This window comes from Streptomyces sp. R11 (genome assembly GCF_041051905.1).
Taxonomy (GTDB): Bacteria; Actinomycetota; Actinomycetes; order Streptomycetales; family Streptomycetaceae; genus Streptomyces.
On sequence record NZ_CP163432.1, the window covers coordinates 3705001 to 3725715 of the forward strand.

Consider the following 20715-nt stretch of genomic DNA (forward strand, 5'->3'; position numbering starts at 1 on the left):
GGGCCGATCGCGGTCGAGACACTCAGTCATGGGCGCTCGCTCGGGAAGATGGCGTGCGGCTTGAGGGTCGTACGTGACGACGGGGGGCCGATCCGGTTCCGGCACGCGCTGGTGCGTGGCCTCATAGGCGTGATCGAGATTCTGATGACGCTCGGTGTCGTCGCCGTCATCGCCTCGCTGGTGTCCGCGCGCGGGCGGCGGCTCGGTGATGTCTTCGCCGGGACTCTCGTCGTGCGGGAGCGGGTGCCCCTCGCTCGGACGGGGTTCGTGCCGCCCCCTCCGCCATGGCTGGTCGGGCGGTTCTCGGGGCTTGATCTGTCGGCGGTTCCCGATGGTCTGTGGCTCGCCATTCGCCAGTATCTGACGCGGATGCAGCAACTCGACCCGCAGGTCGGCTGGAGCATGGCGGAGCAGCTGGCCACGGACCTCGCGGCGCGTACGGGCACTCCGGCGCCTCAGGGTGTTCCGCCGGCGGCATATCTGGCGGCAGTTCTGCAGGAGCGGCAGGCGCGGGAGGCGCGGCGGGCCTTCAGCCATGGGTCGTTCGAGGGTGGTGCGCCCACTGCGAGTGATGCGGGGACTGGGACCGGTGGGGCTGGCGCGTACGGTCCACCGGTTGTGCCGACCGCCGCTGCTGCGGCGCCTCCGCCTGCCCCGTATGGCGCGGAAGGGGATCGTTCCTCGGCGCCGTATGACGCAGTGCGGCAGCCGCCGGCGCCGCAGGACGCGCCGCCGGACGACCGGCCCTCCACGGGCTTTGCCCCGCCGGCCTAGCTCCTCCCAAGCCGGGGCCGTCGCTCAAGTGAACGTCGACGGCGGCGATTCCAGGTCCTCGAGCTCGATGCCCGGCGCCGCGAGGACCACGTCGCCCGTGATGTGTACGGCGTGCTGCTCGCCGGTGTCCAGGGCTGTGACCTGGTATTCGTCCACGGTCAGGGGGCCGTTGTCAGTGCCGTGTGTTTCTCTGTTCACCAAGGCCCAGGACTGGTCCACGGTGCGGGGGGCGAGGACCGGGTCCGTGAAGGCCAGGAGGCGTACGCGGGTTGCCGAGGCGGAAGGGGTGAGGCGCAGGAGACGAGTGGTGGCGATGAGGAACGCGGGGGATGTTCCGGTGAAGGCATGGGCGCGCACATTGCCTTCCGTGGCCTGAACCCCGGTGGGGTCGGTACGGACCCAGGTGACGCCGTCGATTGCGGCACCGCGGACCTGCCAGCCACCGGCGTGGAGTTCGAGGCGGATGGGGCGGCCGAGTTCGTCCAGGGCGAGGTCGACGGAGCCGCTGTGATTGCCCTCAGGGGTGGTCAGCTGGGAGACGTAGCGCCAGCCGGAAGGGCCGGGGGCGCAGTGGAAGTGTTCTTCTGCGAGGGGGGTGTGATCGTGCGGATCGTGGAGCGAATAACGGCCGCGGGGCATCGGGGTCCTGGGTCTTGACGGGCTGGTCCACCCACGCGGGCTACGGGGGTCGCGCGGGCTGAAAGGGCCACACGGGCCAAAGGGGCAGGCCCCCGGCACGGGGGTGCGGGGGCCTGCCTCGGAGGATCTGCTGCCGACGGAGCGCGTCGCCGGCTGAGCAGCTACCCGGTTCGGCAGCGGCTCAGCGGCGGCTCGGCTCAGTAGCGGTAGTGGTCCGGCTTGTAGGGGCCCTCGACCTCGACGCCGATGTACGCGGCCTGCTCGGGGCGGAGGGTCGTCAGCTTCACGCCGAGCGAGTCCAGGTGCAGGCGGGCGACCTTCTCGTCCAGGTGCTTGGGCAGCGTGTACACGCCGGTCGGGTAGGCGTCCGGCTTGGTGAACAGCTCGATCTGGGCCAGCGTCTGGTCCGCGAAGGAGTTGGACATCACGAAGGACGGGTGACCGGTGGCGTTGCCCAGGTTCAGCAGGCGGCCTTCGGAGAGGACGATCAGCACCTTGCCGTCGGGGTAGGTCCAGGTGTGGACCTGCGGCTTGACCTCGTCCTTGACGATGCCCGGGGTCTTGGCGAGGCCGGCCATGTCGATCTCGTTGTCGAAGTGGCCGATGTTGCCGACGATCGCCTGGTGCTTCATCTTGGCCATGTCCGAGGCCATGATGATGTCCTTGTTGCCGGTCGTGGTGATGAAGATGTCGGCCTTGTCGATGACCTCGTCGAGGGTCGTGACCTGGTAGCCGTCCATCGCCGCCTGCAGGGCGCAGATCGGGTCGATCTCGGTGATGATCACGCGGGCGCCCTGGCCGCGCAGGGACTCCGCGCAGCCCTTGCCCACGTCGCCGTAGCCGCAGACGACCGCGGTCTTGCCGCCGATCAGGACGTCGGTGGCGCGGTTGATGCCGTCGATCAGGGAGTGGCGGCAGCCGTACTTGTTGTCGAACTTCGACTTGGTGACGGCGTCGTTCACGTTGATCGCCGGGAAGAGGAGGACGCCGTCGCGCTGCATCTCGTACAGGCGGTGGACGCCGGTCGTGGTCTCCTCGGTCACGCCTCGGATCTCAGAGGACAGCTGGGTCCACTTCTGCGAGCCGTCCGTGATGGTGCGGTGCAGGAGCTCGAGGATGACGCGGTGCTCGTCGGACTCGGCGGTGTCGACCGAGGGGACCTTGCCGTCCTTCTCGTACTCGACGCCCTTGTGGACGAGGAGGGTGGCGTCACCGCCGTCGTCCAGGATCATGTTCGGACCGCCGGTGGGGGTGTTCGGCCAGGTCAGCGCCTGCTCCGTGCACCACCAGTACTCCTCCAGGGTCTCGCCCTTCCAGGCGAAGACCGGGATGCCCTGGGGGTTGTCGGGCGTGCCGTTCGGGCCGACGGCGATCGCGGCGGCGGCGTGGTCCTGCGTGGAGAAGATGTTGCAGGACGCCCAGCGGACCTCGGCGCCCAGGGCGACCAGGGTCTCGATGAGGACGGCGGTCTGCACGGTCATGTGCAGGGAGCCGGTGACGCGGGCACCGGCCAGCGGCTGCGTCTCGGCGTACTCCTTGCGGATCGCCATCAGGCCGGGCATCTCGTGCTCGGCGAGGGTGATCTCCTTGCGGCCGAAGTCGGCCAGGGAGAGGTCGGCGACCTTGAAGTCCTGTCGGTTCTCGACAGTCGTCATTACGAGCTGCTCCTCGGGGTTGGGTCGAGGGTGGGTACGGCTGGTCTGCACGGCGGCGGACACCGGGGTGCCCGAAGAGGACACAGGCATGCCCGCGTACGCGCAGCGCAGTCCGTCGGAGGCCCTCTCTCCCTCGGCCGGTCCGCGTCGGGACCGCCCGACCGCCATCAGCAGCGACGTCTGGCTCTGTCCCAAGCTACACCGGGACGCCCGGGAGCCACAGCGGGAGGCCTGGGCGTTCCCGGACCGTCTCGTCCGGCTCCGTACAGATCGCGCCATCAGGGCACCTGGGGGCGGGAGGGCAGCGGCAAGTTCACGGGTCGGCGGTCGGGGCCGGCGGCGGTCGTGGCGGGGAGGTGCTGCGCGGGAGCGATAACAGGACACCAACGAACGGCGCACAGGAGGCGGCAAACCGGGGCAGAGCTCCACTTTCGCCCCTTTGAGGCTGCGGCGAGGTGGGGCAGGATGCCCGGAAGATCTGAGCAACTGATCGATCTTGCGGGCCGTCCGGGACGGCGGTCCGCACGAACAAAGGCGTTAGGAGATCGACGTGACCAGTACGGCCGGCCCTCCCCCCACGGGCGGCGGCAGCGGCGAGCAGAAGCGGTTGAAGCTGCTCGCGGTGACCGCTTGCCCGACCGGCATTGCCCACACGTACATGGCGGCGGAAAAGCTCGCGCAGGCCGCCGAGAGCCGCGGTATCGACATGAAGGTGGAGACGCAGGGATCCATCGGGGCTGAAAATGTCCTCGATGACAACGATGTCAACACCGCGGACGGCATCATCGTCGCCGCGGACAAGGACGTGGACCTGAGCCGTTTCGCGGGCAAGCGGGTCCTTACGGTCGGCGTGGCCGAGGGCATACGCCATCCCGAGAGGCTGATCGAGCAGGTGCTGTCGGCGCCCGTGCACGAGGCGGGGGCGGTCACCGCGGCCTCGGGGGCCGGCGGTGGCAAGGAGCGGAGCGTCGGGTACAAGGCGCTGATGAACGGGGTCAGTTACATGATCCCGTTCGTCGTGGTCGGCGGGCTGCTGATCGCGATCTCGCTCTCGCTGGGCGGCCACACCGACCCGTCGGGCGGCCTGGTCATCCCGAAGGACTCCTTCTGGATGGACGTGAACAACATCGGCGTCATCGGCTTCACGCTGATGGTGCCGATTCTGTCCGGTTACATCGCGTATGCCATCGGGGACCGGCCCGCGCTCGTGCCGGGCATGATCGGTGGCTGGATCGCCAACACCGGGGAGTTGTACGACTCCAAGGCGGGCGCCGGGTTCATCGGGGCGATCGTGACCGGGTTCCTCGCCGGGTATCTGGTGTTGTGGATCAAGAAGGTCAAGGTTCCGAAGTTCGCGCAGCCGATCATGCCGATCATCGTGATTCCGATCGTGGCGTCGACGGCGCTCGGGCTGTTCTTCATCTATGTCATCGGCAAGCCGATCTCCTGGGTGTTCGAGAACCTGACCGACTGGCTCAGCGGGATGACCGGCACGAGCGCCATCCTGCTCGGTGCGATTCTCGGCCTGATGATCGCGTTCGACATGGGCGGGCCTGTCAACAAGACGGCGTTCCTGTTCGGAGCCGGGCTCATCGCGACCGGCAACCAGACGGTCATGGGCATGTGCGCGGCGGCGATCCCGGTCATGCCGTTGGGTCAGGGCCTCGCCACGCTGATACGGAAGCGGCTCTACACCGAGCAGGAGCGGGAGACGGGGCTCGCCTCGCTGTTCATGGGCTGCTTCGGCATCTCCGAGGGCGCGATTCCATTCGCCGCGGCACGGCCCGCTCAGGTGATCCCGGCCAACATGCTCGGCGGCGCGGTCGCCGGCGCGATCGCCGGAGTCGCCGGTGTGGAGGACGCGGTGCCGCACGGCGGGCCGATCGTGGCGGTGCTGGGCGCGGTGAGTGGCGTGCCGATGTTCTTCGTGGCGGTGGTGATCGGCACGGTCGTCACCGCGCTGACGACGGTTGCCCTGGTCGACGTCAGTGGGCGCAGGAGGCGCGGGGAGGCTCTCGTCGGCACGGGCATGGGCACGGCCGGGCTCGAGCCCGCGCTGGTCGGTGCGGGTGCCGGGGTGCCGGGCGCCGGCGCGGCTGCCGTCGTGGCGCAGGCTGCCGTACGTGAGGCGGCGGCCGGCTCGAGTACGTCGCCGACGGGGTCGCGGGCAACGTCCGTAGGTGCCGCGGACGAGACCGCAGCCGACGATGCCCCTGCCAAGGTCCTCTGCGGCCACCTCACCGAGCAGACCGTGAAGGTGCGGCTCGACGCCGCCGACAAGGAGTCGGCGATCCGTGAGATGGCTGAGCTGCTGGCGGGGACCGGCAAGGTCGCGGACGTGGACGAGCTCGTGGCGACGGCACTGCGGCGGGAGGCGCAGGGTACGACCGGGCTCGGTGAGGAGATCGCGATTCCGCATGCCAAGACCGATGCGGTGACCGCGCCGGTCGTCGGTTTCGCACGGTCCGTGCAGGGCGTCGAGTGGGACTCGCTGGACGGTACGAAGGCGAGGCTGGTGTTCATGATCGCCGTACCGGAGGCGGCCGTGGGCGACGAGCATCTGCGGATTCTGTCGCTGCTGTCGCGGAAGTTGATGGACGCGGGGTTCCGGGAGCGGCTGCTGGCCGCGCCGGACGAGTCGGCCGTCCTCGGGGTGCTGCGCGAGGTCGGGTAGCCGGGACAACTGGCAGCGGGGCCCGCCGAGTCGCTCGGCGGGCCCCGCTGCCAGTTGTCCGTTGTCCTACGAAACGTCAGTGGTCGGTGCCTTGGGGCGTCGGGCCGCCCGGCGCTGCCTCGCGGTCGGCGCCCTTGGCTGCCTCGGCCTCGCTGTAGATGTCCGGCTCGAGGTAGATCACGCGGGCGATCGGGACCGCCTCGCGGATGCGGGCCTCGGCGGCGTCGATGGCGGAGGCGATCTTGGCACCCGTGTCGCCCTGCGGAACCGCGATCTTGGCGGCTACCAGGAGCTCCTCGGGGCCGAGGTGGAGCGTGCGCATGTGGATGACGCGGGTGACCACGTCGCCGTCGACGATGGCGGCCTCGATCTTCTGCTCGTCCTCGGCGCCCGCGGCCTCACCGAGCAGCAGCGACTTGGTCTCGATGGCCAGGACGACCGCGATCAGGACGAGCAGGACGCCGATGCAGATGGTGCCGATGCCGTCCCAGACGCCGTCGCCGGTGAGCAGGGCCAGGCCGACGCCGCCCAGGGCGAGGATCAGGCCGACCAGCGCGCCGAGGTCCTCCAGGAGGACTACGGGCAGCTCGGGCGCCTTGGCGTGGCGGACGAACTCCTTCCAGGACTTCTTGCCCCGCAGGAGGTTGGACTCCTTGATGGCCGTGCGGAAGGAGAAGGTCTCGGCGATGATCGCGAAGACGAGCACGCCGACCGGCCAGTACCAGTGCTCGATCTCGTGCGGGTGCTTGATCTTCTCGTAGCCCTCGTAGAGGGCGAACATGCCGCCCACGGAGAACAGGATGATCGAGACGAGGAAGGCGTAGATGTAGCGCTCGCGGCCGTAGCCGAAGGGGTGCTGCGGGGTCGCCTCGCGCTTGGCCTTCTTGCCGCCGACCAGCAGCAGGGCCTGGTTGCCGGAGTCGGCGAGCGAGTGCACGCCTTCGGCGAGCATCGACGACGAGCCGCTGAACGCGAACGCGACGAACTTCGCTGCCGCGATCGCGAGGTTGGCGGCGAGTGCCGCCACGATCGCCTTGGTACCGCCTGACGCGCTCATGTGTCGCGTTGTCCCTTCGCCTTCGTCTTCGTACGCCTGTACGTCCGTACGCCGTTCAGGGCGTTGCCGAGAGGGCGTGCGGCCCCCGTTCGGCTTTGCCCGTCCTTTGCCGGTGGGCCATTGTTGCAGCACGGTCCGACAACGGCGCGCCGGGTCGTCGGATGCCCTCGGTCAGGCGACGACCGTGGCGCGGAAGACCGTACCGGCACCGGACACTTCGGCCTTTTCACCTGCCGGTACGAAGACGGACCGACCGGGCGTCAGGTCGTGCTCGCCGATGCGGACGGAGCCCGCCGTGCAGAGCAGGATCTGCGGGGTCGCGCGCGTGAGGTCGTGGGCGGTGGTGCCCTCCGGGAGGACGTACCGCGACAGCCGGAACTCATCGATCGGGGTCTCGTAGACCTCCTCGCCGTCCGGGGACGCCTCCGGACGCAGCACCCCGGGGTCGCCGGCCTCGAAGCGGACGACGCGCAGGAGTTCGGGGACGTCGACGTGCTTGGGGGTCAGGCCGCAGCGCAGGACGTTGTCGGAGTTGGCCATGATCTCGACGCCCAGGCCGCTGAGGTAGGCGTGCGGGATGCCGGCGCCGAGGAACAGGGCCTCGCCGGGCTGCAGGCGGACGTGGTTGAGCAGCATGGCGGCGATGACACCGGGGTCGCCGGGGTAGTGGTGGGCGAGGTCGGCGTACGGGGCGTAGTCGCCGCCGAGGCGGGCGCAGGCGGCCGCGGCGTCGGCGACCGTGCGGGCCATCTCGTCCGGGTCGGCGGTGAGGATCGCGGTGAGCACCTCGCGCAGGGCCGCGTCCTCGGGGTGGGCGTGCAGCAGGTCGACGTACGGCTTGAGGGAGTCGACGCCGAGTCCGTCCAGCGCGTCGGCTGCCTCGATGGGGTCGCGGAAGCCGCACAGGCCGTCGAACTCGGTGAGCGCGCAGATCAGTTCGGGCTTGTGGTTGGCGTCCTTGTAGTTGCGGTGACCGGCGTCCACCGGGATGCGCCGGCGCTCCTCGTCCTCGTAACCCTCCTTCGCCTGCTCCAGGTTGGGGTGCACCTGGAGGGAGAGCGGGGCGCCGGCGGCGAGGATCTTGAGGAGGAAGGGCAGGCGGGGGCCGAACTTCGCCACGGCCGCCTCGCCCAGCTCGCGCTCCGGGTCGGCCTCGATGACCTCGACCAGCGTGCCGCGCTCGGTGCGCGAGGGTGCGCCCGGGTGTGCGCCCATCCACATCTCTGCCTGCGGTTCGCCGGTCGGCTCGGCCCCGAGGAGCTTCGGGATCGCGGTGGTGGAACCCCAGGCGTAGGGGCGGACGGTGTTGTCGAGGCGGTCCATGCGGTTGTCTGCCTGTTCTCTGCGGGTAGGCGGGTTCTCTTCGTGGGGGACGCCGGTTCGCCTTGTGTACGCCTGCCGGTTCCATCGGCGTACGGCTGCCAGGGCCCCCTGGGACAGATCAGGCTCCCGAAGCGAGCGCCAGGTAAACGGCGGCGAAATCGGTGATGGCGATCAGTTCCGCGAGGGTCTCCAGCTCGCCGCCCGTTTCCGGCTCGAGTTCGCTGATCGGCGTGTCATGGCTCAGGGCCAGGTCGCGCGCGGCGGGCGCGGCGGTGAGGCCGCCGATCGGGCGGTCGCGCAGCAGCACCACGCGCGCGTGCAGGGCCGGTGTCTCCTCCACGCGGTCGCGGAAGAAGTCGTCGGGGTCGGCGTTCGCCGCGAGTCGGCCGGCGAGCAGGGCGCTGTGCGCGGCGAGTGCCTCGGGCAGTTCGGCGACGAGGGAGGGGTGGCCGGAGAGCTCGGCGAGCGCGGCGGCGAAGCGGCGGCCGGCCGGGCCGGCGGAGACGCCCTCGGTCCAGATCAACGGGAGCGAGTCGGCGAGTTCCGCGGCGAGGGTCTTGGCGGGGTTGCTGTAGGTCGCGATGGCGGGCCCGCAGCGTTCGGCGATGTGGTCGAGGCGGTCGGCGACCTTCTCGACGGCGTCGGGCGGAGCGGTGAGCATGCCCGTGCGGTCGAGGAGTGCCAACAGCGGGGTGAGCAGGGCCCACAGGACGCCTGGGGCGGAGGCGGCGGGGACTTCCTCCTCCCCCTCGTCGTACGGGGCGGTCGCCATCGGCACGAACAGGCCGTGGTTGTTGTGCACGGCTTCGGTGAGCGGGGAGCCTGCGGGGGCGACGGCTACGACTGTGAGGCCGCGGCGGTACGCCTGCTCGGCGAGGAGAGACAGGCCCGGCTCGCTGCCGTCGGGGGTGGTGATCAGCAGCAGGTCCACGGAGCCGGCCCAGCCGGGGAGCTCCCAGCGCAGGGCGCCGGCGGCGGGGGCGACGCCGGCCGGAGCCAGCCGGGTGACGGGGCTGGTGGCGCCGGCGAGTGTGCCGAGGAGGTCGGCGACGCAGATGGCGGCGGCGCCGGGGCCCGCGATGAGGATGGCGCGGGGGCGGCCGTCGGGTTTGAGGTCGTTGATGCCGGCCTCGGCTGCGTGCCGGGCGGCGGTGCGGACACGGGCGCCTGCTTCGGCCGCGCCGCGCAGCAGAGCACGGCGGTCGGCCTCGGCGAGTGCCTCCGGCGTGTCCAGCAACGATTCGTCGAGCATGGGCGGCAGCCTCCGATCGCCGGTTTTTTGGGGGGCGGGGGTCTTGCGCGGGGGCGGGCTGTGCGTCGGGGGGGCTTGCTCGGTCGTGGCGTGCGCAGGGGGCTTGGTGCCGGGTGGTGCTTGGCTCCGGGCGTCCTGGTGGCGGCATCCGTCCGCGGTCGTCTCCTGCCGGTGGCCGAGTCCGTGCGCCGGGGGCCGGACGGTGCGGCGTCGGGGGCAGCGGGGCCGGACGTCTGTGCGGCGGGGGCTGCTTGGTCCCGGACGGTGACCGGTCGTTGCGTCGCCCTTGCGCCGGTGCCGGGGCGGCCCGTTACGCGGGGCGGCGGGCCTCGTCCACGAGCAGGACGGGGATGCCGTCGCGGACGGGGTACGCCAGGCCGCAGCCCTGGCCGGTGCAGATCAGCTCGGCGTCCTGCTCCTTGAGAGGGGCGTGGCAGGCCGGGCAGGCGAGGATCTCCAGGAGGCCGGCTTCCAGCGGCATGAGGTGTCCCTTCTGGGGCGGGTGGGTGCGGTACGTGCGTGCGTGCGTGCGGATGTGCCTGGTCAGCGTACCGCCGGTGGGGGCGGGGTGCCGGGGTTGGGCGGTGGTGGGGCTGGTGGGGGTGGTTTCGCCCCCGCCGCCCCTGCCCTTCCCGTCCTTGAAGGGGCTCTGCCCCTTCCACCCCGACCTGAGGGCTGCCGCCCCCAGACCCCCGCTGTCGGCCTGCACGGCCTCGTCCTCAAACGCCGGACGGGCTGAAATACCCGGACCGGCGTTGAGAAGCAGCGTCGCCACTCGTGTGCAGCCGCCGGCGGGTGGGTGGGGCCGGGCAGGGAGGCACGGGCCGGCGCTGACACGCAGCGCCGGAGTACGTGCGCAACCCCCGCCCCTCACGTGACCCCCTCAGCCCCTGATGATCGCCAACGCCTCGTCCCGCACCTTCGCCATCGTCGCCTCGTCCCGTGCCTCCGCGTTCAGGCGCAGCAGCGGCTCCGTGTTGGACGGGCGGACGTTGAACCACCAGTCGGCGGCCGTGACGGTCAGGCCGTCGAGTTCGTCGAGTTCCACGCCCTCTCGGGCCTCGTAGGCGGACTTGATGGCCGCGAGGCGGCCCGCCTGGTCGGCGACGGTGGAGTTGATCTCGCCGGAGCCGGCGTAGCGGTCGTACTGGGCGACCAGGCCGGACAGGGGGCCGTCCTGGCCGCCGAGGGCCGCCAGGACGTGCAGGGCGGCCAGCATGCCGGTGTCGGCGTTCCAGAAGTCCGCGAAGTAGTAGTGGGCGGAGTGCTCGCCGCCGAAGATCGCGCCGGTCGTGGCCATCTCGGCCTTGATGAAGGAGTGGCCGACGCGGGTGCGGACCGGGGTGCCGCCGTTCTCCTTGACGACCTCCGGGACCGACCAGGAGGTGATCAGGTTGTGGATGACCGTGCCCTTGCCGCCGTGCTTGGCGAGCTCGCGCGAGGCCACCAGGGCGGTGATGGCGGACGGGGAGACGGGTGCGCCGCGCTCGTCGACGACGAAGCAGCGGTCGGCGTCGCCGTCGAAGGCGATGCCCAGGTCGGCGGACTCTTCGCGGACCCGCTTCTGGAGGTCGACGATGTTCGCCGGGTCCAGCGGGTTCGCCTCGTGGTTCGGGAACGTGCCGTCCAGCTCGAAATACATCGGGACGACGTCCAGCGGGAGGCCGCCGAGCACGGTCGGCACCGTGTGGCCCCCCATGCCGTTGCCCGCGTCGACGACGACCTTCAGGGGGCGGATGGAGGTCAGGTCGACGAGGGAGCGCAGGTGGGCCGCGTAGTCCTCCAGCGTGTCCCGCTGGGTGATCGTTCCCGTCTGCGCGGCCGCTTCCGGGGCGCCCGACTCGGACCAGCCCTCGACCAGTTCGCGGATCTCCGTGAGGCCGGTGTCCTGGCCGACCGGGGCCGCGCCCGCGCGGCACATCTTGATGCCGTTGTACTGGGCCGGGTTGTGCGACGCCGTGAACATCGCGCCCGGGAGCTTCAGCGCGCCCGAGGCGTAGTACAGCTGGTCGGTGGAGCACAGGCCGATCTCGGTGACGTCGACACCCTGGGTCGCCGCCCCGCGCGCGAAGGCGCGGGACAGACCGGGGGACGAGGGTCGCATGTCGTGCCCGATCACGATCGCGCTCGCACCGGTCACCCGCACGAAGGCGGCCCCGAAGAGCTCGGCCAGGGACTCGTCCCACTGGTCCGGGACGACCCCGCGCACGTCGTACGCCTTCACGAGCTGTGACAGATCAGCAGCCACGGCCAACCCTCCTGAAAGTCCTATCGGTCACCCCAAACTACCCGCCCGGACGGCCACCGCGCTGGGTGACCGCCTAGTGGACTCCCAGCCGTAACCTCAGGTCAGCGCGGAGGTCAGGGCAGCATCCAGCCCAGCACCGGTGAACTCTGGCCGACCACGATCAGGCACATCACCAGCAGCAGGCCCAGACTCCACGGCAGCACGCGTCGCAGCAGGTCCCCCTCCCGGCCCGCGAGCCCCACGGCAGCGCACGCGATGGTGAGGTTCTGCGGCGAGATCATCTTGCCGAGCACACCACCTGAACTGTTGGCGGCGGCCAGGAGTTCCGGCGACAGCCCCGACTCGCGGGCCGCCGTCACCTGCAAGGCGCCGAACAGCGCGTTGGCCGAGGTGTCCGACCCGGACACGGCCACCCCGAACCAGCCCAGCACCGGCGACAGGAAGGCGAGCCCGGCGCCGGCCGCCGCCACGAAGTAGCCGATGGTGGCCGCCTGTCCGGAGAGGTTCATGACGTACGCGAGCGCCAGCACGGACGTCACGGTCAGGATGGCGAACCTCAACTCGTGCACGGTCGCGGCCCACTCCTTGACCGCCACGCGCGCGTGCACCCCCAGCACGACCGCCGTGCACACTCCGGCGAGCAGCACGAGCGTGCCGCCGGTGGACACGATCGGCCAGCTGAAGACATTGCCGCTGACTGGCTCCCCGTCCGGGTTGGCGACGTTCAGGAAGGGCCAGTCGAACGTCCGGGTCGCCTCGGCCAGCCAGTCCTTGACGACAGGAATCTGCGCGATGGAGAAGATCACGACGATCAATGCGTACGGCGCATAGGCCCGTACGACCTCGCGCCGCGGATCGTCCTCGTCCAGTTCCTCGCTCCGCGACCCGGTCAGTACGGACGCGCGTACGGCCTCGGTGGCGGGCACACGCGCGTGCGGAACGGCGACCAGGGCGCCCGCACCGGCCAAGGCGGCGCCGATGTCGGCGAGTTGTGCGGAGACGTAGTTGGAGGCGGCGAACTGGGCGACGGCGAAGGCGATTCCGCAGACCAGTGCGGGCACCCAGGTCTCCCGCAGCCCACGGCGCCCGTCCACGAGCCCGACCAGCACGAGCGGAACGACCAAAGCCAGCAAGGGCGTCTGACGCCCCACCACGGAAGCCACGTCGTCCAGCGGCAGTCCGGTGACCTGCGCCAGCGTCACCACGGGCGTTCCCATCGCGCCGAAGGCCACGGGCGCGGTGTTGGCGACCAGCGCGACGACCGCCGCGCGCACCGGATCGAACCCGAGCGCCACCAGCATGACCGCGCAGATCGCGACGGGCGCCCCGAACCCGGCCAGGGCCTCCAACAGTGCCCCGAAGCAGAAGGCGACGACGAGTGCCTGGATCCGGGGATCGTCGGAGAGCCGCCCGAACGACCGGCGCAGGATGTCGAAATGACGCGTGCGGACGGTCATCCGGTACACCCACAGGGCGTTGACGACGATCCACAGGATGGGGAAGAGCCCGAAGAGCGCTCCCTGGGCGCCGCTGGAGAGCGTCTGGCCGAGCGGCATGCCGTACGCGAGCCAGGCGACCAGCACGGCCGCCCCAAGCCCCGTGAGCCCCGCCAGGTGGGCCTTCATCCGGACCCCGCCCAGCAGGACGAGGACGATCACCAGCGGCAGGGCCGCCACGAGCGCGGACAGTCCGAGCGAGCCGGCGACGGGTTCCAGTTCCTGCACATACACGGGCGCCTCCCCGGATTCCGCCATGCGGAAAGCGATTTCTCGTTCCGACATGCGGAATGGTCGTGTCCGCGCCAACGACACGTCAATGCTTGTGCATCACTCAACGAAACAAGCACACGAGAAACAGGAAATCCGACTGTTGCGACGGTCAGTTGTCGGGCGACCGCAGCACCCGCAGGTGCCCACGCCGCGCGACCTCCATCGGGTCGGCCCCACGGCCCCCGCCCCCGCCGGCCTCGGCCGCCCGCTCCTGCGGACGGGCCGCCTCACGCACGGCGTTGGCAAGCGCTTCCAGGTCATCACCGCTGGGACGGGCCGGAGCCGAACCGTCCAACAGCCGTACGACCTCCCACCCGCGAGGGGCGGTGAGGCGCTCGGAGTGCTCGGCGCACAGGTCGTAACAGTGGGGTTCGGCGTAGGTTGCGAGCGGGCCGAGGACCGCGGTCGAGTCGGCGTAGACGTACGTCAGCGTCGCGACGGCGGGACGGCCGCAAGCGGTGCGCGAACAGCGACGTACAGGGCTCACGACGTTGGACGGTACCGCACTCTTGAGCGGGCCGCGACGACTCTCCCCCGGCTCACTCCACCGTGTCGTGTTGTGAAACACCCCACACGCCCCTTTCACCCCACCTCGCTGACCTGCAGTGAAGCCTCGCCCCAAGATCCGGCACACGTCTGAAACCGGTCACCACTCATCACAAACCCCGTCATTTACCTCGCCATCGACGGTCTCGGAGGGATACGGAAACGAGCCCAACCTTGGCTGGAATGGTCATCTGCAGACATGCCGTACGAGCGGCCGGCCGTCACCCTCACCACTCCATGGAGATCGGACAGGCACCGGCCACGAGGACTACCCTTCATCAGTGATGGACACCCCCGTACCGCCCCGCGCCGCCGGCCCCGGGCCCCGCCGCCGTGATCGACACGGCCGGGGCATGCGCGGCCCGATCGCACCGCCCCAGGTCCCCCTCGCCGCGAGCCGCGCCGACGTCTTCGCCGACCTGGTCCAGGACTCCGTGGAACGCCTCGAACGCCGCTGGCCCCAACTGGCCGACATGGACTTCCTGGTCCTGGAGGTCCCCCGCCTGGACGGCCCCGGCCGAGCCTGGAACGACGAGGCGGTCCCCCTGGGCGGCACCATCCCCGCCCGCGAGGGCCGCCCGGCACGGGTCGTCATCTACCGCCGCCCGGTAGAGATCCGCACCAAGGGCCGCGACGAACGAGCAGCCCTGGTCCACGAGGTGGTCGTAGAGCAGGTGGCCGAGCTGCTGGGTCTCACACCGGAGACTGTGGACCCCCGCTACGGCGAGGACTGAAGCCACCGACGGAGAGGTGCCCAGGGCTGGGCGGTGATGGGGACAGTGGCCCCGCGGACCGCCAGTCGCGTACGGCGCGAAGCGGACGTGCCGGGGGGTGTCCGCCCGCAGTGGCCGACGTCAACACGCGGTTCCTCCTGGCCCAAGGGGACCGCCGGTCCGAGGACGGACGCCCCCCGGCACGGCCTCGACCCCCAACGCGCCCGCAGGCGCTACGCGAACCCCCACCGAACAGCAACAGGCCGCAGCAGGCCCCCCCAACCGCCGGAGGCCGCCGCAGGCACCGCCGGCCTACTTCTGCAGGACCGACAAGTCCTCATCCGCCTCCGGCACAGCCACCATCCCCCGATCGTCCGGCAACGTCTGCACGGTGAACCCGGCCGCCCCGTCCTCCGTGACCGCCAACGTCCGGGACGCGTACACCGGCCCACCCGACACCGACTCCACAGTCAGCGCGTACGTGCCCTTCAGCCCGCTCGGCACCGGCACCTCCACGTCCTGAGTGGTGCCGGACTTGACCGTGTACGACTTCGACGCCGCAGCACCGCCCTCACTACCCGCAGAAGCCGTCACCTTGACCTCCGCGGCACCGAAGGGCGCCGTCACGGACAACGTCGTTCCCTTCGCCCGGTTGTCCACCGCCGTCGCGCGCGTGCCCACCGCCCGGCTCGCCGGGATGAACGCCGTCTCCTGCTTGTCCCCCTTCCCACGAACCACCCGCACCGCCGCGACAACCGGCACCGACCGGTCCGTAGGAGTCAGCACCAGAGACCCCGCCTCGCCCTGCATGACGTCACCGAGATCCACCGCACTGGTCATCCCCGCCTTGACGTGCAAGGTCTCGTTCCCGGCAGGCGTGATCATCCCGGACGGCGAGGCAAGCCGCACCTTCAGATCCGCGTCGGCGTCCCCCGGCGTGAAGGCGACCAGCCGCACAGAGGTGGCGTCCTTCGGAATGCCGGGCAGCACCAGACTCCCCGCGGGATCGGCGGACGCCGCCAGCCAGTCCCCACCGAGCTTGTCGTCCAGCGCCTGCACCGAGGCCCCCACCCGACCGCTGCGCACACTCACATGCACGGTCACGTTGTCCTGCTTCTCACTGGTGAGCGTGGACAGCAGAATCGGCTCACCGGAGTGCGGCTGAACCGTGATCCCCTCCCCCACCGTGGTCTCGAGCGCACCGTCCTTGCCGTACAGCTCGATGTCGACGACGGCGGCGGAGTCGTCGGGGTTGGTCAGATGGACGTAGTCCGTGCGGTCGGGAGCCGTGCTGGCCCCGGGGAACCAGAACTCGGTGTCGGGCGCGGTGCAGTTGACGCCCTGCAGACCACGCCCGGTGCCCGCGGCGACCTCGGTGGTCTCCTGCACGGTCCAGCCGGGCGCGAACTTCCCGTCGGCGGTTCCGACGAGCGCGGGCGAGTCGGCCCCGGACGCATCACCACTGACCGGCGTCCCCGGCTGCTTGCCCTCCAGAACCGGCTTGTCGGCCTTCCCGGCCTTCCCGGCGCCATCGCCCTTGTCGCCCTTGCCGTCCGCCGCGTCGTCCTTCTCCTGCGCCGCGGACTGCAGTTCGGCCTTCCCGGCACTCGCCGTCCCCTTCGTGACGGGGGTGAACGAGGTGTACGTCGTTTCGGCGAGGTCCGAGATACTCGGCGCCGGACACACCAGGCTCGTACGCTCCACGGGCAGCTCGGCGGCCGCCTTGGCGGTGTTCGCACCGGACGCGTCCGGCGTCGTGAGCGCCGCGAGCCCGGTGACGGCGGCGAGGGCGGTGACGCCGGCGATCAGGGACAGGGTGGTGCGGTTCACTGCTGGCTCCCGTCGGGACGCTCACTGCCGTGCGGATGCTGCTGCGCCGGGTCGTACGTGCCGTCGTAACCCTGCTGGTACGTCTGGTCGTACGACGTGTCGTACGCCGCCGTGGAGGACTGCCCGCCGTACGCGTACGGGTCGTACTGGCCGCCCTGATACGGATCCGCCTGATACGCCTGGTCGTAGCCGCCGCCCGCCGGGTACTGCTGCCCGCCGTAGTTGCCGTACTCGGCACCCGCGTAGCCGGGCGTGTCCCACTCGCCGTAGGACTGCTGCTGGGGAATCGCCGCAGCCGGCGGCTCCGACGGAGGAGCCGGGAACTCGCCTTGCTGACCGGCCTCTTCGGCGTCGGCCTCGGCCTGGGCGCGCAACCGGCGAGCCCGCCGCCCCTCGCCGGCCATGGCCTCGGCCGGGACGACCGGCTCCTCGGGCAGGTCGTCGTCGATGTCGCGGCGACGTCCGGGAAGGGCCATCACGACGAGTACGAGGGCGAGGAAGCCCTGGGCCCACAGCCACACGCTGTGGCCGATCGGGTCGTCGTAGGTGACGTCAAGCTTGCCGCCGCCGGCGGGCAGTTCGAAGCCCTGCGCCCAGCCGTCGACCGTGGTCGCGGTGAGCGGCTTGCCGTCCAGGGTGGCCGTCCAGCCGTCGTCGGCACTGTCGGCGAGCCGTAGGACCCGCCCCTCGGCGCCACTGGGGATCGTGGTGTGGATCTCAACGGGCCCCGCGGCAACGGGCTGCGGCTCACCGGCCCCGGCGCCGCCACCGGCCGCAGACCCGGAATCAGCCCCTGAACCGGACTCGGACTCGGCCCCGGCGACGATGGCCGCCCGCGACACCTGCCGGTCGATCCGCCACAGCGCACTGCCGTTCTGCTCGCTCAGCCGCGACAGCCCGGGCGTGGCGTCCAGGACGCGTGTGACCTCACGCGGCGCGCCCTTGTGGACGAGGACATAACGCACGGCGAACGCGCCGAGCTGGTCGGCCTGGTCGGCGCCGGAGCCGGCTACGAGGTTGGCGACGATCTTGTCGAGCTTGGTGTTCTCCCCGTCGGCGGCGGCGAGCTCGGCGTCGCCGAGGCGGGCGCCGGAGCCGCGGACGAGCATGTAGCCGACATGGGCGGAGGATTCGCTGTCCAGGACGAGCGTGCGGGCCTGGTCGCGGGTGCCGCTCTCCTCGGCGACGAACGCGGGCACCTGTACGGGGTCGCGCCGCTCCAGCGGTCCGTCGGCGCCGCGGATCATCCAGCCGGCGGCGACGAGCAGCGGGCCCGCGGCAGCGGCGAAGGCGATCAGTGCGGCGACCGGCTGGCGCCAGCCGAAGCTCTGCTCGGCCACCCGCGCGCGTGCCCCGTCGGCGCCGAGCAGGGCGGCGGCCAGGAGGGCGATGCCGTAGACGAGGGTCGCGGGGCCGGCCCAGGTGGAGCTGTTGGACAGGACCGCGAAGACGAGGCCGACGAGGGCGACCGCCCACGCCGTCCGGATCCCGAACTGGCGCTCGGAGCGCATCAGGGCGGCCAGTGCGGCCAGCACGATGCCGATGAGCATCAGCCCGTCGACCGTGCCGGGCCCGCCGGGGCTGACGCCGAGCAGGTCCAGGGAGGACGCCGCGGAGGAGCCGTACTCCAGGCCGGCCTCCTGGAAGAAGCCGAACGGAAGCAGCGACAGCGACCAGGGCGCGAGGACCAGCAGGGGCACGCCGAGCTGGGCCAGGAAGCGCAGGCCGTACGCGGTGATGTCGGCGCGCCGCACCGCCAGCACTCCGAGCCCGAGGAGCAGGGCGATGGGCCACACGATCGGCGTGAAGGCCGTGCTGATCGTCAGCAGCAGCGCGTACGCCCAGGTGGCGCGCCAACTGCCGCGCGCGCCGGAGCCGTTCGTCAGGCCGCTCGCCGCGATGCCCGCGCGCGCGATGAGCGGCAGCAGGACGGCGAGGACGGCGGTGCCGATGCGACCGCCGGCGAGCGCGCCGGTGGTGGCGGGCAGGACGGCGTAGACAACGGCGCCCCACGCGCGCAGCAGGCGCGACTCGACGAGCGGGCGGGAGGCGAAGTACGCGGTGAAGCCGGCCAGCGGCACCGAGCAGACGAGCAGGACGGTGACCGCGAGCCCGGTCGATCCCAGCAGTACCGAGGCAAGCATCGCCACGAGCGCGAGATACGGCGGCGCGGACGGGGTGCCGCCTGCGCCCACCGGGTGCCAGGCGTCCACGTAATGCGACCACAGCTCACCGGAGTCGGCCGGAGCCGGCAGCAGTGCCCCGCCCGCGAGCGCGCCGCCGCCGAGGAGTTGCCGGCAGGCGATCAGCGAGACGAACAGCAGCACCAGGAAGAGCACCGGGCCGGGCTTGCGGGCGATGCGCTTGAGGCGGGCGAACTGCTCTATCTCCAGGAAGTCGGCGTCGTCGCCGCCGGGTCCGGACTCGATGGCGCTGCCGTGCCGTCCGGCGCCGGAGGTGGCCTCGGGATCGGAGCGGCCGACGAGGCTGCCCGCGACCTGTTCGACGGTGGCCCGCACGGTCGCGCCGGGCGGCGGGAACAGCGCCCGCAGCTCACCCTTGTCGATGACGGGACTGCCGCGCCTGCGCCGCCCGGCGATGATCCGCTCGGGCCGCAGCAGCGTGCCCATGAGGCCGCGGATCTCGTCGAGGGCCTGCCCGGGGACCTTGCCCACGAGGTAGGCGAGGGTGCGCAGGACCGTGCCGAGCAGGAGGCGCAGCAGCACCCAGGGCAGCACGGCCGTACGTGTGTTGACGAGCAGGGTGTAGACGGCGCCTGCCTTGTCGACCTTGTGCGGGGAGGCCGCAGTGCGGCCCACGCAGTCGACGGTGCGGCGCTCACGGGAGGAAGCCTCGGCGTGTCGTACGACTGCCTCGGGGGCGACGAGGACGCGGTGGCCGGCGGCCGTGGCGCGCCAGCACAGGTCGACGTCGTCACGCATGAGGGGCAGCCGGCGGTCGAAGCCGCCGAGCTGTTCGAAGATGTCGCGGCGGATCAGCATGCCGGCGGTGGACACGGACAGCACGGGCCGTACGTGGTCGTGCTGGCCCTGGTCCTGTTCGCGGCGGTCGAGGCCGGTCCAGCGGCGACCGGAGTTGGCGATGGTGACGCCGACCTCGAGGAGCTGCCGGCGGTCGTACCAGCCGCGCAGCTTGGGGCCTACTACGGCGACGTCGTCGCGGCCCAGCTCGTACTCGTTCTCCACGACGCGCAGCAGCTGGGCCAGGGCGTCGGGTTCGGGGGCGCAGTCGTCGTGCAGGAGCCACAGCCACTGCACCGGGTCCCCGTGGGGGAGTTCGGGCATGTCGTAGGCGTCGTCGCGCCATGTGCGCGTGACGGGGTCCCAGCCGCTCGGCCGCTTCAGATACGCCAGCTCGTCCGGCGTGAGGACGGGGGCGGTGCGGTTGGCCTCCTCGACGGCCTGGCCGAATCCGGTGCGCCGGGCGAGGTGCAGTACGCGGTCGGCGCCGAGGGCGTCGGTGACCAGCTGGGCGGAGTGGTCCCCACTGCCGGTGTCGGCGGCAACGGCGAACTGGACGGGGCGCTCCTGGCCGAGCAGCCCGGCGAGCGCGTCGGGCAGCCAGCGGGCGCCGTCGTGGGAGACGAGGACCGCGGTCACCACATGACGCGGGAACTCAGGTGTGGCAGCGACGTCGTGATGGGCTGCCGTGTGGCTGTGCACGGACATCGAGGTACGGGCCCCGGTTCGATGGACTGCGGTGGACGCCCGTGCCCCGTGGGGACAGTGCGGCGTCTCGGACGAGCGACCACACTATCGGCTGGGCATCACGGCGGCCCGCCGCCTGTGGATAACCCACCCGCGACGGGCCGTTCGAAACGTATTCGAGACGTATGTGCGTGCGTTGTCTGCGTGCGACGACCGTCGGTCGGGCGGTCGGTGCGACGCTCAGACGGCCGCCTTCTTCAGCCGGCGGCGCTCCCGCTCGGACAGGCCGCCCCAGATGCCGAAGCGCTCGTCGTTGGCGAGGGCGTATTCGAGGCACTCGGAGCGGACCTCACAGGCGAGGCAGACCTTCTTGGCCTCACGGGTGGAACCGCCCTTCTCGGGGAAGAAGGACTCGGGGTCGGTCTGGGCGCACAGCGCGCGCTCCTGCCAGCCGAGTTCCTCGTCCGCGTCGTCGACCAGCAGTTGCTGCACCAGCTCGGTCATGTGCGCCCCTCGTCTGTCTTTCGCGTCCCCGTGATGTAGCCGTTACCGATTCCGGCTGAACGA

The 20715-nt window shown here is 71.3% G+C and carries 15 protein-coding genes (1 of these 15 only partly in view); 3 read left to right on the forward strand and 12 right to left on the reverse strand.

What is annotated here, in order from left to right:
- A protein-coding gene (locus AB5J55_RS16805; protein ID WP_369271459.1) for an RDD family protein crosses the window boundary here: on the forward strand, nucleotides 1-774 show its 3' portion. Its footprint begins 210 nt before the window's first position; only the last 774 of its 984 coding nucleotides appear in the window; its start codon lies beyond the left edge, outside the window; the stop codon is at nucleotides 772-774.
- A gap of 24 nt (nucleotides 775-798) precedes the next feature.
- On the opposite strand, the gene AB5J55_RS16810 is transcribed toward AB5J55_RS16805, so the two are convergent.
- Nucleotides 799-1413 carry a hypothetical protein gene (locus tag AB5J55_RS16810; RefSeq protein WP_369271460.1) on the reverse strand — a complete coding sequence of 205 codons (615 nt, stop codon included), beginning with the start codon at nucleotides 1411-1413 and terminating at the stop codon, nucleotides 799-801.
- 197 nt (nucleotides 1414-1610) lie between these two features.
- Nucleotides 1611-3068: an adenosylhomocysteinase gene (gene ahcY, locus AB5J55_RS16815; RefSeq protein WP_369271461.1), complete on the reverse strand. Its 1458-nt coding sequence runs from the start codon at nucleotides 3066-3068 to the stop codon at nucleotides 1611-1613.
- A gap of 550 nt (nucleotides 3069-3618) precedes the next feature.
- On the opposite strand from ahcY, the gene AB5J55_RS16820 reads away from it, so the two are divergent.
- The gene (locus AB5J55_RS16820; RefSeq protein ID WP_369271462.1) at nucleotides 3619-5742 is read left to right on the forward strand and encodes a fructose-specific PTS transporter subunit EIIC; all 2124 of its coding nucleotides are present in this window, start codon (nucleotides 3619-3621) and stop codon (nucleotides 5740-5742) included.
- 76 nt (nucleotides 5743-5818) lie between these two features.
- On the opposite strand, the gene AB5J55_RS16825 is transcribed toward AB5J55_RS16820, so the two are convergent.
- The 7 genes from AB5J55_RS16825 to AB5J55_RS16855 form a co-directional block, all read right to left on the reverse strand.
- Nucleotides 5819-6799 carry a cation diffusion facilitator family transporter gene (locus tag AB5J55_RS16825; protein ID WP_369271463.1) on the reverse strand — a complete coding sequence of 327 codons (981 nt, stop codon included), beginning with the start codon at nucleotides 6797-6799 and terminating at the stop codon, nucleotides 5819-5821.
- Nucleotides 6800-6970: 171 nt separating this feature from the next.
- Complete coding sequence (manA, locus tag AB5J55_RS16830; protein ID WP_369271464.1) at nucleotides 6971-8122, reverse strand: mannose-6-phosphate isomerase, class I; 1152 nt, start codon at nucleotides 8120-8122, stop codon at nucleotides 6971-6973.
- Between the two features lie 118 nt (nucleotides 8123-8240).
- The gene (locus AB5J55_RS16835) at nucleotides 8241-9374 is read right to left on the reverse strand and encodes an SIS domain-containing protein (protein ID WP_369271465.1); all 1134 of its coding nucleotides are present in this window, start codon (nucleotides 9372-9374) and stop codon (nucleotides 8241-8243) included.
- A gap of 310 nt (nucleotides 9375-9684) precedes the next feature.
- Entirely contained in the window at nucleotides 9685-9855 is a 171-nt protein-coding gene (locus tag AB5J55_RS16840) for a Trm112 family protein (protein ID WP_086725970.1), read from the reverse strand.
- Between the two features lie 402 nt (nucleotides 9856-10257).
- Nucleotides 10258-11622, reverse strand: a complete 1365-nt coding sequence (locus AB5J55_RS16845; RefSeq protein ID WP_369271466.1) for a phosphomannomutase/phosphoglucomutase — start codon at nucleotides 11620-11622, stop codon at nucleotides 10258-10260.
- Nucleotides 11623-11735: 113 nt separating this feature from the next.
- Complete coding sequence (locus AB5J55_RS16850; RefSeq protein WP_369276207.1) at nucleotides 11736-13352, reverse strand: L-lactate permease; 1617 nt, start codon at nucleotides 13350-13352, stop codon at nucleotides 11736-11738.
- A gap of 148 nt (nucleotides 13353-13500) precedes the next feature.
- Nucleotides 13501-13878, reverse strand: a complete 378-nt coding sequence (locus AB5J55_RS16855; RefSeq protein WP_228044524.1) for a DUF3499 domain-containing protein — start codon at nucleotides 13876-13878, stop codon at nucleotides 13501-13503.
- A 343-nt stretch (nucleotides 13879-14221) separates the two neighbouring features.
- Here AB5J55_RS16855 and AB5J55_RS16860 point away from each other — a divergent pair, with 343 nt between their 5' ends.
- A complete protein-coding gene (locus tag AB5J55_RS16860) occupies nucleotides 14222-14671 on the forward strand; it encodes a metallopeptidase family protein (RefSeq protein ID WP_369276208.1) in 450 nt (149 codons plus the stop codon).
- 291 nt (nucleotides 14672-14962) lie between these two features.
- On the opposite strand, the gene AB5J55_RS16865 is transcribed toward AB5J55_RS16860, so the two are convergent.
- The 3 genes from AB5J55_RS16865 to AB5J55_RS16875 form a co-directional block, all read right to left on the reverse strand.
- Nucleotides 14963-16480 carry a DUF5719 family protein gene (locus AB5J55_RS16865; protein WP_369271467.1) on the reverse strand — a complete coding sequence of 506 codons (1518 nt, stop codon included), beginning with the start codon at nucleotides 16478-16480 and terminating at the stop codon, nucleotides 14963-14965.
- Entirely contained in the window at nucleotides 16477-20169 is a 3693-nt protein-coding gene (locus tag AB5J55_RS16870; RefSeq protein WP_369271468.1) for a glycosyltransferase, read from the reverse strand. Before AB5J55_RS16870 ends, AB5J55_RS16865 begins: the two co-directional genes overlap by 4 nt.
- A gap of 219 nt (nucleotides 20170-20388) precedes the next feature.
- On the reverse strand, nucleotides 20389-20652 hold the full coding sequence (locus AB5J55_RS16875; RefSeq protein WP_003975777.1) for a WhiB family transcriptional regulator: 264 nt from the start codon (nucleotides 20650-20652) through the stop codon (nucleotides 20389-20391).
- Nucleotides 20653-20715: the final 63 nt, after the last annotated feature.